We start from the raw sequence: 14241 nt of genomic DNA, 5'->3' as shown, positions 1-14241 counted from the left end.
GGCCTCCTTAATGGTCGATAATTTTACTTAAGAATTGTTGTGCCCTTTCTGTCTTAGGTTGCTTGAAGAAGATATCACTATCGTCATCTTCAACTACTCTACCTTGATCCATAAAGATTACTCGATTAGCAACTTCTTTAGCAAAGCCCATTTCATGAGTAACAATTAGCGAAGTCATGCCACTATCATTAGCCACTTTCTTGATAACCTGCAAAACATCATCAATCATTTCAGGATCAAGAGCAGAAGTTGGTTCATCATATAAAATGAGCTGTGGTCGCATTGCTAGCGTTCGCGCAATTGCCACACGTTGCTTTTGTCCACCAGAAATTTGTGCAGGCATATTGTGAGCCCACTTTTCTAAGCCGACCATCTTAAGCAGCTCCATAGCCTGCTCTTCATTTTCTTTTTCAGGCAGATGGCTAACTATACGTGGTGCTAGCATAATATTTTCTAGCACGTCTTTATTTTTATAAAGATTAAAATGTTGAAATACCATTCCAACATCACGTCGCAAAATGTTAGGGTCAGTCTTAGGATCAGAAAGATCATGATTATTAACAATCAATTTACCTTCTTGGAATGATTCTAATCCATTAACTGTTCGAACCAGTGTACTCTTTCCTGAACCCGAAGGCCCAATCAAAACAACGGTTTCACCCTTGTCAATTTCTAAATTAATGTCGTGCAAAGCATGGAAATGACCATAATACTTTTGCACGTTATGGAATTCTATCATCGACATTTTATCACTTCTTTCATAATTTTTTTGGTTACGCCGACTTCTATTTTACTATACCGATAAAGAATTTAGAAAAATATTCTCTTTTTTTAATAAAAAATTATATTATTTTTATAATTATTAGTCACCAAAAAAGCCTTGACGCAGACGCATCAAGACTTAAGCTGTTGTTTAATTGTTAAATTTTATTCATTAATATCTTTACTTGGAGTTCGCTTGCCAAAGTTTAAGGCTAAAATTACTCCAATAATTGCTAGAACTAAAGTAAAGTACAGTCCATAATGAACACCATTAGTAAACTTAGCTGCGACATTGGCACCTGAATAAGCATTTTGTCCCCAGCTCAAAAAGCTAGTAGCTAAAGCAGTAGCAACGGCACCAATAATTTGCTGCATTGTATTCAAAATCGTACTACCATCAGCAGATTCCGCGCCCTGCAGTGAATTTAGCGCGTGTGTCTGAGCTGGCGACATTGCCAGCGGACAACCAATCATTAAAACAATATGAGCAGCAATCACATAACCTAGTGATGAATTGCTATTAGAAAAAATCAACATTACGATTCCGATAACCGCAATCGCAAAACCGGCTACTGCTGGCTTTTTAGCACCAAACGAATCATACAAGCGACCAGCAAATGCTGAAACGATCGCATTGATAATACCACCAGGTAACATAATCATTCCCGTTATCGCAACTGGTAATGATAAACCTTTTTGCAAATATTGTGGCAATAAATACATCGCCGATAAAATAATGGCAAAATCAATCATCACTCCGCATGCTCCCAAAGCAAAAGCACGCTGATTGAAAACATGAAGATTCAAGACTGGTTCACTTAAACTGAGTTGCCGTTTGGCATAAAGCATCAAAACGATCACTCCGATAATCAACAGACCAATAATTACTGGTGAAGTCCAGCCTAATTCACTTGCTAGACTCACACCCATTACTAGGGCTGAAAAACCAATAATAGATTCAATTACTGACAACAGATCAATCTTGGGTTTAGTCAGTTGACCCACATTTTTCAAAGCAAAAATCGCTAAAATTAATGCAATTACTAAAAAAGGTACAAACATCCAAAAAACGTAGTTCCAGGATAATGCTCCTAACACAATCCCAGTTAAAGTTGGCCCAATTGCGGGAGCCAGCATAATTACTAATGCGCAAACGCCCATGGCTGTACCCAATTTTTGTGGTGAAAAAATTAGCATCGCAACTGTGAACATTAACGGCAAAATTAACCCGGTTCCAATACCTTGAATCATTCTACCAGTTAACAAAATCGCAAAGTTAGGTGCCATTGCCGAAACAATAGCTCCAACGATAAAATCAACCAAACCAAAAATCACAATTTGTCTAGTAGTAAACCATTTTGATAAAATGCTTGAAAATGGCAAAATAATGCCAATTAATAGCATATAGCCTGTAACTAGTAGCTGAACCTGCGAGGCACCAACATTAAATTCTTTCATTAACTGTGGTAAAGCAATATTCAGAGATGTTTCTGAAAGCATCCCCACAAATGCACCAATCAACATGCTGGACATGACTAGCCACGGCTTTTCAACCTTGACAATTGCATCCATTTTTTTCATTTAATAAACTCCTCCTATGCGCTCCATTTTCGAGCGACTCGATTATCATAGCAAAACAAATTTTTTTGTGTAAGTTTGATAGCACTTCCAAAATAAAAAAAGTTAGTTTACACTATTTTGAAAGGAGAGAATTATGGAAAAAACTGAAAAATATCAATTGCTTGTTAACCAAGCTCGCAGCTTACTTGAGAATGAACATGATCTAATCGCCAATATGAGTAACATTAGCGCTCTACTATTTACTTTACCAAATGTCAGCTATGCTGGATTTTATCGCTATCAAAATCACGAGCTAATTTTGGGACCATTCCAAGGACCAGTTGCTTGCATGCATATTGCGCTTGGCAAAGGAGTTTGCGGTGTTGCTGCCAAAACTCAAAAAACGCAAATCGTATCTAACGTTCATAAATTTGCTGGACACATTGCCTGCGATGCTGCTACTAATTCGGAAATTGTAGTTCCAGTAATCAAAGATAATCAGCTGATTGCGGTCTTAGATCTTGACAGTAACGACTTTAATACCTTTGATGAAATAGATGCCAAATTCTTGGAAAAAATTGCCCAACTAGTCGTAAAATAAACGGGGAATTGAACCGATTTTTAATACAAGCAAAAAGCCTAGCTAAAACTAGGCTTTTTTAATTAGCTAATTTTCAGAATTGATATCACTTAACAAAAGCAGTCTTTTTAACATACTTATTCTTACCTATCTTGTAGAATTTTTTTCCTGAGATTTTTGTCGGATTACTTTCTGTATTAACTTTGGTCCCCTTTTTAAGTTTTTTCTTGGATATTACTTTGCCCTTTTTATTATAAATACGAGCATTATGCTGCAACTTTCTTGAAACTTTAGGCTGCTTTTTAGTAAGATAACTACCATTAATCCAACCTTGACCTGAAATGTACATTCTTTGCGTAGCATTATAATACGTAATAGTCTTAGTTACTGTAACTTTTTGCTTTGAAGTAACAGTTGATGCTTTATCCGTTTCAGTATGATCAGTTGGCCACTGATAAGTTGGACCATTCTTTTTAACATAATAAGTTGTTTTAGCATTCGAAATTTGTGGATCATATTTCGTTAAATCATAATCAACAATTCTTTTATCAAGAGTTTGATAATAATCGTGGGCTGTAGCATAAGTTCCGGTCAACGCCTTAGTCACATCATGAAAAGTTGGTGCATTTTCAATCCAAGTTTTTTGATAAAACAATGGATCAGTAGAAATGCCATGACGTAATTTAGTTCCATTATCATTAAATGAATCATTGAAAGTCGCATACTTTCTAAATTCAGCAGTTATATAATAACTATTACCGTCGGCATCTTCTTCTCGAGTTTTCTTAGCATATTTATCCCCTGTCCACGTATCATTAGCTTTCATACCAAATAAGTTGTTGGCATTAACCGCTAACTCAGATTGTCCCCAGTTTGATTCAACAATTGCTTGGGCCAGCATTACTGATGGATAAACACCATATTTTTTAGCTGATTTTTCTGCCTGAACTGCCGCAACATCTAAAAATTTTTCTTGTTGATCAGTTAACGGAGTTATTTTTGCTTTTGACGAAGCTGAGTCTGCCAAAGCTATTTGACTAACATTAAATGGAGTAGCTGCTACAAAAATTGCTGCTATCAGACTAGTTATTATTTTTTTCATAATTAAAACACCTTCCATATCTACTCTGGAAATAGCTCATTGATTCTATTTTCATCAAAGCCGAAAAACCAAGTTAATAAAAATCCACCTAAATACGCAATTAGCATGGCAATGATAAATTGTACTTGCTGACCAGGTTGAATAATCAATAATCCAAAGATTCCTGATACACCTTGAGACACTGTCCCTAAGTGAAACAATGATGCTGCAACACCACCAAAACCAGCACCTAAACAAGCGGTAATAAATGACTTACCTAATGGTAAAGTTACAGCATACATTAGTGGCTCGCCAACACCTAAAATTGCAACTGGGATTGAACTCATTGCCAATTTTTTAAAGCGCTTATTTTTACTTCTAAAATATAAGGCTAGTCCAGACCCTACCTGACCACCACCGGCCATTGTTATGATTGGCAGCAAATAATTGATACCATGTGTTGGGCCTGTTGGATCATTTAACATTACATGAATTGGCGTTAAAGCCTGATGCAACCCAACTGATACTAAACCTAAGAATGAAGATGACAGAATATAGCCGCCAATCCAACTGAGCTTGGTATACATAAAGTCCATTACAACATATATGATATTAGTTAACCAACTACCAAAAGGCTGCAAGAATACCACGGATACTAGACAACAAAAGACAAGCGTTAAGATAGGTGTAAAGAAAGTATCTAAAATATTTGGCATCCACGTTCTTATCCATCTTTCAGTTAGAGCAATAAATATACCCATAAATAACGCAGTCATCAACCCGCCAATTCCTGTAACATACGGTTGATTAGTAATTGGCATCGAAATAGCCAATGATGCCAATGGAAATGAAGGGATTCCACTTAAACAAAAAATACCGCCAATTCCACCTAAAATTGCTGAACCCTTGAATTCCTTTGCAGCATTCATTCCAACAAAGACGGGTAAAAAGGCAAATAGTCCCCAACCAATAGTCTTAATGGTCATATACCACCAATCATTAGCAAAAGCATTACCTGTCTGATAATCAATTACGTTAGTTATTCCGTTAACTAGTCCTGCAGCAATAATACCTGGTAGTAATGGAACAAATACATTGGCAATATGGTGTAATCCTCTTTGAAGAGGTTTATCATGCTTAGCCTTTTGTGTAGCCTTATTCTTCTGGGCTTGTACTTTAACATCATCTAAATTGCCAACATCATCGTCGTCTTGTCCCAAGTCCAAATTAGCCAAAGCAGAAAATTCTGCCGCCACTTTAGTTACCTTCCCAGGTCCAAGTACAACTTGCAAATCATTATCTTGACTAACAACACCCAAAACACCATCTGTACTCTTTAGTTCATCAATATTATCCTTAGATTTGTCAATGAGAGTTAGACGCAAGCGAGTCATACAAGAAATAACTGCTTTTACATTTTCTTTACCTCCCACTGAATCCAGAATTTTTTTGGCTAAAATTTGTTCGCTATCTTTCTTCATTGTAGTTACCCTTTAATTTAATTGATCTAAAGCCCAACCATAAGCATTTGGTGCAACTTTAGTCCAGTAAGTCCAATTGTGATTATCGCCAGAATCCTTAACGAACTTAACATTAACATCATTAGTCTCTAGCTCTTTAACAAATATAGAAACATCTTTAATTGGTACAGTCGTATCAGCTGAAGTCGATTCTACAAATAACTTTACCTTGCGCGAATCAGAGTTTATATATCTAGTTGGAAAAACCGAATTATAAAATTTATCAGACCAGCTAACATCACCGTCCATAAAAGCATGCATCCTCATTCTAATTGGATTATCTTTAGGCAAATGCCGCCAAACCGCTGGAGAAATTAAGACTGCTTTATTAAAAATAGTTGGGTACTTCAAAGCTAAACGAGCAGCACCATAACCGCCCATAGAAATACCACCAATTGCGGTACTATTTGGATCAGTCTTAGTCTTATATAGCTTATTGATTGTTGGGATCAAGTCATCAACAATCGCACTCTCCATTTGCATTCCACCATTTTTTTGATTGATGTAGAAGCTGTTAAAACCATCAATAAAAACCACAATCATTTTTTCATTTTTACGGTGAATTAACCCATCCAAAATCTGTTGCGAATTAAAGCGTTCTAGCAAATTTCGGTGATTGCCATCAACTCCATGCATCATATAGAGGACTGGATAACGCTTGTTACTATTTGCGTTATATCCTGCAGGCAAATAAACATCATAATCCCAATCCATATGGAGTTTTTTCGAATACATTGTTGTCGTTACAACTTGACTTTGATTCGGTTTAACCGCAGAATCAGCAGCAGCTTTTTTCTGTCCACAACCAGTTAACAATAATCCTAGAGGTAATACTGCTAATGCTGAAAGCCAATATTTTCTTGATTTCATTGTTCTTTCTCCTTCTTAAAGTAAGAATGTTAGTTATCTAAAACATAATCTTTTATTTGCTTACCAAGCTTTGATTTTAAAAACTGATCAATGCTATTTCCACGCTTGCTTCTAGCTTTTAAAGTATCAAATATCGCATGGAGATCATTTTTATCAGCATAGCTTTGATCACCAGAATTTTTCTGAATTTCATTATAACGTTGGGTAGCTAAACTAATTAGTTTACTATTATTAGCAGAAGTGGAATCATTATTAATTCCTGCATACGCTAGTCCAACAATATCACCATATTTAGCAAGTAAATAATGGCTGCCAGCAAAATCATTCGGAGTCTCTTTAGCATTAATAATCGGTGTGTTTCGACAATTCGTTAGCAATATAACTGCTGTATTATCACGAGGATCAACAACTGTTAAAGTTCCTGTCCAACCTGTATGACCTACAGTATTTGCATCAGACAAGTTAGAAAAGGCCCATGAATATTTCCCACTAGCTTCACGCCTCCAACCCAAACCGTATGAAGAATCTGTAGATTTAGGCTTTATAAATTCATCCAAAGTGTCCTCATCAAAAATTTTACTTTCACCGTAACCGCCATGATTAATGACAGTTTGTGCTAAAACAGCTAAATCGCTCGCATTACTAAACAATCCGGCATGTCCGCTGACACCTTTCATCGTATAGTAAGCTTTCTCATCGTGAACTTCGCCTTGAATCGTATGTGTTCTAATGTTGTTAAAATTAATCGTATGGTCTCGAGTATTACCATTTAATTCAGTTGCCGCAATTTGATTCTTAGAAAATCCTTTCTTTAAAGGGTTAAACAGAGTATGCGTCAAATTTAATTGCTGATATATATTATTTTCAACATAGTCATCTTCAGACTGGCCAGTTACTTTTTCAACAATTAATCCTAATAACATATAATCTACATCTGAATAAATAGTTTTAGTTCCTGGCTTATAAGCAAGCGGAGTTGCAATTATTTTTTTCAAAACTTCAGACCGCTCTTGTGTATAGACTGGGTTGATATTTTTACTAGTTTTGTCAGAACCAGTTGGATCATAATTATTGTTATGGTATTGCGGATCTGCTGGAAAACCAGCTTGATGCATTAAAATATCACGAATAGTTAAATTGGATTTACCCTTAATTGCGTCATTGGCTCCATCTTGAAAATCAGGAAAAATTGTTGCTACTTTTGCATCAATGTCTAATTTACCTTCTGAAACCAGTTTTTGAATTGCAAAATTAGTGGCGTACATTTTGGTATTGGAAGCCAAATCATACAGGGTATTATTATTATTTACTTTAGTACCTGTTTTTAATCGCTTATCATTCTCAGAATAGCTATTTAGTAATCCATATGCACTTTTCTTGATAATCTTACCATTATGCACAATGACTAATTGAGCTGAACTAAATCCATGATTAATTTCTTGTTTAATTAATGTATCTAATAATTCAAACGAATTGTTCTGTAAATTAGCTTTTTTCTTTGAAGCGTCAGTTAGAGTTGGATATGGAACCCTAACTTTAAGAATATCTTTTTCATTAATCGCTTTATTTACTGAAATTTGTAGTGAATTATTGCCATTCTTGGTTAAAGATCCGATTTTTAACTTAGTCCAAGTATTTGACTTGACCGAACTTAAGTTAACTTTTTGACCATTAACATATAAACCAAATTTTTTCGGCTTATTAGAATAAACTGAAACTTCCCCTTGTCCAGCAAATCCATAAAACTTTCTTGTAACATTATTAAGCAAAGACCAAGTATCAAAATCAGGATTATCATCTTTTTCATCAATTGGAAAAGTCTGAGATAGTTGATAGTCTTTTTTATCATTTGAAGTAGCCAAAACACTCGCCTCTACATTACTCGCTGCCATACTATGACTTATTAAAATTCCAATCAGTAGAACTGAAAATACAACAAAATACTTGTTAAGAATCCTTTTTTTCATTCTAATCCCCTTCATATCATATTTTAAATTGCTTACATTTTGAATTCGCTTTCAGTATATAGCAAAGGAAAATAATTTTCAATAAATTTCAAAAAAATAAAAATTTATTTTTTAAGTAAATGGTGAATCTATAGATAGTAGTATCTTCAATTTTAAAAGAAAAAAGCAGTGGCTTAATATCTCATTGAATATCAAGCTACTACTAGGTTAGTGTATTCTGTGTTAAAACTTTAATTTTGATTTAGTAATTTATCCTTATAATAATTAAAGAAACTCCTCTTGCCTGTAATAATTGAAGTTGACCCTACCATACCGTATTTTAAAAGTTTTCTAGTTGCTGGTGATACTTGCGCTGTCGAAGTCACAACATAAGCAGTTTGTTGTTTATCAATATTAACTGGTGAAACACTAATTTGTTTAATCTTACCCGTAATGATGACTGGTTTAGGAACATTACGGGTAATTTTAAAGCGGATTTTTTGTCCTCGTTTTACTGAAGAAATATCTGCTGTTGACACGTATGACTTAAGTTGCAGTTCCGTCTGTTTTTGTAAAACCGGATAAATTTGTGCTACTTCACTACCTGCTGGGATATACTGCGCCTTTTGATATTGGTCATTAATATGCAAAACTCCACTTTTAGGTGCTTTAATCCGATAAGTCTTAGCTTGATCTGTCAAATTATCAATATTAGCAGCAACTTCCTGTAACTTTTGACGGTTATCAACTAATTGCTGAGACACTTTCTCTAATTCCTGCATTTGTAATGAATCAAGCTTGGAGTTATTTTCTTGCAATTGATAATCTGTATCTTTTTTAGATTGATGATGGTCTTTATGTTGTTGATTTGCTTGCTCATTCTGCGTCAACACTATCTGCCTTTGTGCCAAATAGTCCTTCAAAATAGCGCGATAACCATATTCATCATCAGTAGTAAAAACATCTTGATTTTGCGAAATTCCCTGCTTCAATAAATTTAAACTCGTCTGTTGTTGTTGCAAATTCGATTGCTGTTGCTTATAGTATTGCTGCTTATGTTGATCTGCACTAGCATTGTAAACTAATAATAACTCTCCTCGCTTAACCAGCTTACCTTCATGTAATAAATTACGCTTAATTACATTAGTAGAGGATGATTGCACGACCGCTGCCGCGTGTTTAGGTTCAATCGTACCCATACCAGCAATCGTAATCTCCTTTTGTCCCCAAAAAGAAAAAGCCAGAACCACTACAATGATTAACGCCATTGGAATAATAATCATTGTGGAGAAGTTATTGAAACGTTTGGTATAAAATTCGCTACTTTCTAGGTATTTTTGATCCATTATTAACTTCTCCCCTTATTCACTGACCAAATCATAGTAATAGCCATGCTGTGCTAACAAGTCTGCATGCATACCTTGTTCCACTAACTTACCATTATTAAGTACCACGATATTGTCTGTTTCTCGGGCAATCGATAAACGATGCGCAATAAAAATAATGGTGCGATCAGACAACTTCAAGAGATTCTTAACTAGTCGTTTTTCGGTAATAGTATCTAGTCCACTGGTTGACTCATCTAAGATCAACACTTTAGCTGGTGATAATAATGCACGAGCAATTGCCAAACGCTGCTTCTGTCCACCTGACAGAACTGTTGCGTCTTCGTCAAGATGAGTTTCAAATTGCATTGGCATTTTCGCAATATCATCTGCAATTAATGCTGTCTGACAAGCCGCCAAAATATCATCTGGACTAGTATCTGACCGGTTACCTAACTTTAAGTTATCAAGAATTGTCCCTGAAAATAAATACGGATCTTGAGGCAGATAATTAACATAGCTGCGCAAAGTATGCTTATCAATATTCTGTAAATCATGACCATTAATCAAAATTTGGCCTGACTTTGGCTCAAAGAAATTAACTAGCAACTTAACCAACGTGGACTTACCCGATCCACTCATACCAACAATGGTTAACTTTTCATTAGCTGGAATCGTTAAATTAATCTGGTGTAGGACATCTGCGCCATAGCCATATTGGTAGGAGACATTCTTTAATTCAATTGGTCCTGCCAACTGACTAACCTGCTTGACTGGTCTAGTCTGTTTAAATTCACTCTCGACCAAAAAGACCTCATTTAACCGATTATTAGCTACTTGGGCGCTCTGCAACTTAGGTTGTAAGTTAATAATATTCTGTAAAGGATTAACGAAAAAGGATAATAAAGCATTGTAAGTCATCAATTGACCAACCGACAATTCGTTATGAATGACTAAGCCAGCCCCAGTCCATAAGATAACAACTTCTAAGGCTAACTGGACGAACAACTTAATTGCCTGTTGCAACGTATCTGACTTAGTATAAGCCAAACTCTTCTTAAGGAAGTCAACAAACTCACTATCAATCTTTTGATAACGGGTATCTTCACTATTTAGGCCCTTAATCGTTTCAATTCCACGAATATCTTCAATAATTGAAGAACTAACTACACTATTAGCTTCCATTTCCTTTTGATTAAGGCGTTCAAACGGTTTAGTAAAGGCAAGGATAATTACGACATAAATAGGAAGAGAAATTAACGTAATTAAAAATAGTTTGCTACTTTGAATTCCTAGAATGACCCCCATAATGACCACAATACCAACATCTAGTAACATGGATAAGACAGCACTAGCAAGTGCATCAATAATCTTACTAGCATCTGAGAAACGGGAGACAATCTCACCAGTATTGCGAGTGGCGAAGAATTCCATAGGCAACTTAAAAATGTGCTTAATGTAACCCAGAATAATTTCAATCGATAGCCGTTGCCCCAGAATTGCTAAGAGGAAATTCTGCGCATAGGTGAAAATCGCTTGAAAAACATAGAACACGATTAATCCGATTGCAATAATTGCCAAAGTATTCTGTAAGTTATTCGGAATGTAAGTATCAATGATCGCTTGTAAGAAATACGAGCCAACAATACTGATAAGTGTGGTCAATAAAGCTGCTAGCACAATGTTAAGTAGCAGCTTCTTTTGCTTAAGTAAGCCTGGAATAAAAGAGAATAAAGAATTTTTCTTTTCTTTCACCGGTTCATAGGTAGCCTTAGGTGCAATAAAGATTGCCACCCCAGTCCACTCTTGTTCGAACTTAGCCTTGGATATTTTCACAACGCCAACTGACCCATCTGGGTCAGCTATCGTCACCGTTTTTTTACCCACTTTTAGCACAACATAGTAATGTTCAAGTTCTTGATTTTTAATCACATGTGCAATAAATGGTAGTGGTAAGTCTTTGACATCAAATAATGACATATCTGCCTTAATTGCTTTAGTTTCAAAACCAAACTTCTGAGCAGTCTTGACCAAGCCAAGTGCTGTCGTTCCCATTTGATCAGTCTTGGCCAAGTTACGCAACTTGGCTAAAGAAACTTGAATTCCAAAGTGCTTGAACAACATCGCCAGAGCCGCTACCCCACAATCGGTCTCATCAACCTGTTGTATATAAATTTTATTATACATAAATACCCAACTTCTTAAATCGCTTTCTTTTTATATTCCTAATTATACTAATAAAAAAAAAAAAACAATTTATTCCTAAAAAATGTTGACAGTGTAATTGAAAAGGCTTACAATAAAATCAAGTTTTCGAAAACTTAAAAATTTATTTTTATTTTAATTTATAATTTATATAAAAAGGAGCTTATCATGAAAAACGGTAAAACTTTATTGAACTACTCCATCCTAAATAATGATGAATTATCACATTTTACTGGTGGCAAAAAGAATTCTTGGATGGACAATGTTTCAGGTATAGCTGGTTCGGCCAGTGGAGGTGCAGCATTAGGAGCAGCTATTTGTGGTCCAGCTTGCGGATTTGTAGGGGCACATTATGGTGCAATTGCATGGGTTGCAGCGACAGGACTTTCTGGCGGATTTGGTAAACATCATAAATAATTAAATAGTAATGAGAGGTAAAAATATGAATAAATATCAAATAATTGACGAACAAAGTCTATTAAATATTGTCGGTGGAAACAAGTGGGGCGATGCTGTGCTGGGAGGTCTTTCTGGTGCAACAGCAGGACTGAAAGCTTGCAAGGGCTTGGGAGCTTGGGGCATGGCCATTTGTGGTGTTGCAGGAGCAGGAATTGGTGCCTATTGGGAATATAACAAATAATATTCTTATATAATGGAAGAAAGTATGAAAAAATTTTTACCTTCTTCAGTAAATTTAAAATATGTTACCAAGGTGCCCATTAACGGTAAATAGTGATAATAAGATTTAAGTATTTAGTAAAAATCACTTATAATTAATGAATTGGTGAATTTATGTTTGAAAACAAACTAAGCTTAGCTCAGTCATTTAAAGCTTTTAGTATTTTGCAAGTTCCAATTGGAATAGTTGGGTACTTTAATATGAATTCAGAATTTAGATTAATGTATTTAGTTAGTGCGCTTGGTTTCGGTGTCTTTGTTTTTATTTTATCCTTTTCTAAAAAAATCGTTAAAGCAAAGACGGCTAAAAAGGAAGAAATGACTTTTGCCCAAAAGTGGGATCAAATTATGGGAGTAATCTTAATTTGTACAGGATTACTTCCATTTATATTTTTAGAACAAAATATTATTATTAGCTTATCATTTATCGACATTGGCATTTTTTCTTTAATTATACCGCCAACTCATGGTGATAAAGACGGTAACAGTTAACTTGAAATTATGAAAAAGATAATTATGTTTGAACATAGATTAACTAATAAGCAACGACTGCAAGTTTTTGGAATATTACAAATTCTAATTGGTATTATCAGCTATTTTTTAGTTAACAAACAGATCAGATTTCTCTTCCCAATTATTTACTTTATTTTTGGACTTTTACTTTTTCTTTCATCTTTTATAAAAAGGGATCATAAAGTTCAAGCCCTACCAGCTAAAAATTGGAATTATTTACTAGGACTACTTCTGATTTGTATTGGAGTATTAAATTTGCTTATTCCAAAACAAAAAGGAGTGGGGTTATCTCTTCTTGATTTAGGAATTATGTTCCTACTCTCACCTAATACTGATAATTACAAAAAATAACTGACGCAAATATCTAATCAAATAAGCTACTAAATTGTTACATATCTAATTTATAATACGAGGAGAATGGCGAATGAAAAAAATTATAAGTCTCATTTTACTATGTTTTATTACTTTAATTGGTTGTTTTACATTAGAACCTACTAAAGAAGTTTCAGCTAGTAGAATAGAGGATTTTGTACAACAAATTTCAATTATTAAGTATAAATGGAACATCAGACGGACAAAACAAATAACTGCACAACAGTACTTAAGTTTAGTAAATAATAAAGAGCAAAACCAAGATTTCATTGTATACTTTGGATACAAAGATTGTCAGTATTGTCGAGCTGAATCAAAATATATAAATAGATACATGAGGAAAAATAATTATCCAGTTTATTATATTAATATGGAAGAAAGTCTTGTTGATGCAACACAAGATGATTTACAAAAAATTGATGAGTCATTAGAGCCCTATACTTTTTCAGGTACTCCAACATTTGCTTTTTTCCGAAACAATAAAATTCAAAACATGTTAATCGGGTATCCAGTGACTGTACATCAACTTAAACAGATAGATAAGCCAATAAATACTTCAAACGAACAATCTTCATTAAGCAGAGGATCGATACAATCATATTTAAAAAAAGCTAAACCAGTAATTTCCTATTAAGGCTAGCCACCAAAAGATGACATAGACAAAATAGTATAATTACAAAGTTGAGCTCAAGGCATATGTGAATAAGTAAAGAATTGTTACGTATCTAAAAGAGAATTTAAGTGACAAGAAAAAAAGTTTTTCTTGTCACTTTCTTTTTAAAATAAAAAGGAAAATACATGATTAGTAATAAAATAATCAGAAAATGGC

The 14241-nt window shown here is 34.6% G+C and carries 14 protein-coding genes; 6 read left to right on the top strand and 8 right to left on the bottom strand.

The genetic code is table 11. The annotated features are described in order from the left end of the window. Positions 1–7: 7 nt before the first annotated feature. Both OZX59_RS08795 and OZX59_RS08790 read right to left on the bottom strand, forming a co-directional pair. Positions 8–745, bottom strand: coding sequence for an amino acid ABC transporter ATP-binding protein (locus OZX59_RS08795; protein WP_277126008.1), 738 nt, complete (start codon positions 743–745; stop codon positions 8–10). Between the two features lie 182 nt (positions 746–927). Continuing rightward, entirely contained in the window at positions 928–2334 is a 1407-nt protein-coding gene (locus OZX59_RS08790) for a DHA2 family efflux MFS transporter permease subunit (protein WP_277127016.1), read from the bottom strand. Positions 2335–2476: 142 nt separating this feature from the next. On the opposite strand from OZX59_RS08790, the gene OZX59_RS08785 reads away from it, so the two are divergent. Continuing rightward, complete coding sequence (locus OZX59_RS08785) at positions 2477–2923, top strand: GAF domain-containing protein (RefSeq protein ID WP_277126005.1); 447 nt, start codon at positions 2477–2479, stop codon at positions 2921–2923. 85 nt (positions 2924–3008) lie between these two features. Here the strand turns inward: OZX59_RS08785 and OZX59_RS08780 are convergent, their stop codons facing one another. The 6 genes from OZX59_RS08780 to OZX59_RS08755 form a co-directional block, all read right to left on the bottom strand. Beyond that, complete coding sequence (locus tag OZX59_RS08780) at positions 3009–4004, bottom strand: glucosaminidase domain-containing protein (protein ID WP_277126002.1); 996 nt, start codon at positions 4002–4004, stop codon at positions 3009–3011. A 20-nt stretch (positions 4005–4024) separates the two neighbouring features. Next, complete coding sequence (locus OZX59_RS08775) at positions 4025–5464, bottom strand: PTS transporter subunit EIIC (RefSeq protein ID WP_277126001.1); 1440 nt, start codon at positions 5462–5464, stop codon at positions 4025–4027. A 12-nt stretch (positions 5465–5476) separates the two neighbouring features. After that, the gene (locus OZX59_RS08770; protein WP_277125999.1) at positions 5477–6373 is read right to left on the bottom strand and encodes an alpha/beta fold hydrolase; all 897 of its coding nucleotides are present in this window, start codon (positions 6371–6373) and stop codon (positions 5477–5479) included. A gap of 29 nt (positions 6374–6402) precedes the next feature. Continuing rightward, positions 6403–8340, bottom strand: coding sequence for a penicillin binding protein PBP4B (gene pbp4b / locus OZX59_RS08765; protein ID WP_277125997.1), 1938 nt, complete (start codon positions 8338–8340; stop codon positions 6403–6405). A gap of 230 nt (positions 8341–8570) precedes the next feature. Further along, entirely contained in the window at positions 8571–9665 is a 1095-nt protein-coding gene (locus OZX59_RS08760) for an HlyD family efflux transporter periplasmic adaptor subunit (RefSeq protein WP_277125995.1), read from the bottom strand. A gap of 15 nt (positions 9666–9680) precedes the next feature. Next, positions 9681–11831 (bottom strand): peptide cleavage/export ABC transporter, encoded by a 2151-nt coding sequence (locus OZX59_RS08755; RefSeq protein ID WP_277125993.1) that lies wholly within the window; start codon positions 11829–11831, stop codon positions 9681–9683. A gap of 186 nt (positions 11832–12017) precedes the next feature. On the opposite strand from OZX59_RS08755, the gene OZX59_RS08750 reads away from it, so the two are divergent. The 5 genes from OZX59_RS08750 (at position 12018) to OZX59_RS08730 (ending at position 14046) form a co-directional block, all read left to right on the top strand. Then, on the top strand, positions 12018–12266 hold the full coding sequence (locus OZX59_RS08750; RefSeq protein WP_277125991.1) for a Blp family class II bacteriocin: 249 nt from the start codon (positions 12018–12020) through the stop codon (positions 12264–12266). Positions 12267–12291: 25 nt separating this feature from the next. Further along, a complete protein-coding gene (locus tag OZX59_RS08745) occupies positions 12292–12489 on the top strand; it encodes a Blp family class II bacteriocin (protein ID WP_277125989.1) in 198 nt (65 codons plus the stop codon). A gap of 152 nt (positions 12490–12641) precedes the next feature. Beyond that, positions 12642–13019 (top strand): hypothetical protein, encoded by a 378-nt coding sequence (locus OZX59_RS08740; RefSeq protein WP_277125987.1) that lies wholly within the window; start codon positions 12642–12644, stop codon positions 13017–13019. A gap of 24 nt (positions 13020–13043) precedes the next feature. Further along, the gene (locus tag OZX59_RS08735; protein ID WP_277125985.1) at positions 13044–13391 is read left to right on the top strand and encodes a hypothetical protein; all 348 of its coding nucleotides are present in this window, start codon (positions 13044–13046) and stop codon (positions 13389–13391) included. 73 nt (positions 13392–13464) lie between these two features. Beyond that, positions 13465–14046, top strand: coding sequence for a thioredoxin fold domain-containing protein (locus OZX59_RS08730; protein WP_277125984.1), 582 nt, complete (start codon positions 13465–13467; stop codon positions 14044–14046). Positions 14047–14241 lie beyond the last annotated feature (195 nt).

The organism is Lactobacillus sp. ESL0681 (assembly GCF_029392835.1).
Taxonomy (GTDB): Bacteria; Bacillota; Bacilli; order Lactobacillales; family Lactobacillaceae; genus Lactobacillus.
This window is presented reverse-complemented; position numbering and strand designations above follow the sequence as displayed.

What these genes read in the sequence shown, in the direction of transcription:
- OZX59_RS08795 (WP_277126008.1), bottom strand. Translation starts at nt 745, where the DNA reads ATGTCGATGATAGAATTCCATAACGTGCAAAAGTATTATGGTCATTTC.
- OZX59_RS08790 (WP_277127016.1), bottom strand. Translation starts at nt 2,334, where the DNA reads ATGGATGCAATTGTCAAGGTTGAAAAGCCGTGGCTAGTCATGTCCAGC.
- OZX59_RS08785 (WP_277126005.1), top strand. Translation starts at nt 2,477, where the DNA reads ATGGAAAAAACTGAAAAATATCAATTGCTTGTTAACCAAGCTCGCAGC.
- OZX59_RS08780 (WP_277126002.1), bottom strand. Translation starts at nt 4,004, where the DNA reads ATGAAAAAAATAATAACTAGTCTGATAGCAGCAATTTTTGTAGCAGCT.
- OZX59_RS08775 (WP_277126001.1), bottom strand. Translation starts at nt 5,464, where the DNA reads ATGAAGAAAGATAGCGAACAAATTTTAGCCAAAAAAATTCTGGATTCA.
- OZX59_RS08770 (WP_277125999.1), bottom strand. Translation starts at nt 6,373, where the DNA reads ATGAAATCAAGAAAATATTGGCTTTCAGCATTAGCAGTATTACCTCTA.
- pbp4b (WP_277125997.1), bottom strand. Translation starts at nt 8,340, where the DNA reads ATGAAAAAAAGGATTCTTAACAAGTATTTTGTTGTATTTTCAGTTCTA.
- OZX59_RS08760 (WP_277125995.1), bottom strand. Translation starts at nt 9,665, where the DNA reads ATGGATCAAAAATACCTAGAAAGTAGCGAATTTTATACCAAACGTTTC.
- OZX59_RS08755 (WP_277125993.1), bottom strand. Translation starts at nt 11,831, where the DNA reads ATGTATAATAAAATTTATATACAACAGGTTGATGAGACCGATTGTGGG.
- OZX59_RS08750 (WP_277125991.1), top strand. Translation starts at nt 12,018, where the DNA reads ATGAAAAACGGTAAAACTTTATTGAACTACTCCATCCTAAATAATGAT.
- OZX59_RS08745 (WP_277125989.1), top strand. Translation starts at nt 12,292, where the DNA reads ATGAATAAATATCAAATAATTGACGAACAAAGTCTATTAAATATTGTC.
- OZX59_RS08740 (WP_277125987.1), top strand. Translation starts at nt 12,642, where the DNA reads ATGTTTGAAAACAAACTAAGCTTAGCTCAGTCATTTAAAGCTTTTAGT.
- OZX59_RS08735 (WP_277125985.1), top strand. Translation starts at nt 13,044, where the DNA reads ATGTTTGAACATAGATTAACTAATAAGCAACGACTGCAAGTTTTTGGA.
- OZX59_RS08730 (WP_277125984.1), top strand. Translation starts at nt 13,465, where the DNA reads ATGAAAAAAATTATAAGTCTCATTTTACTATGTTTTATTACTTTAATT.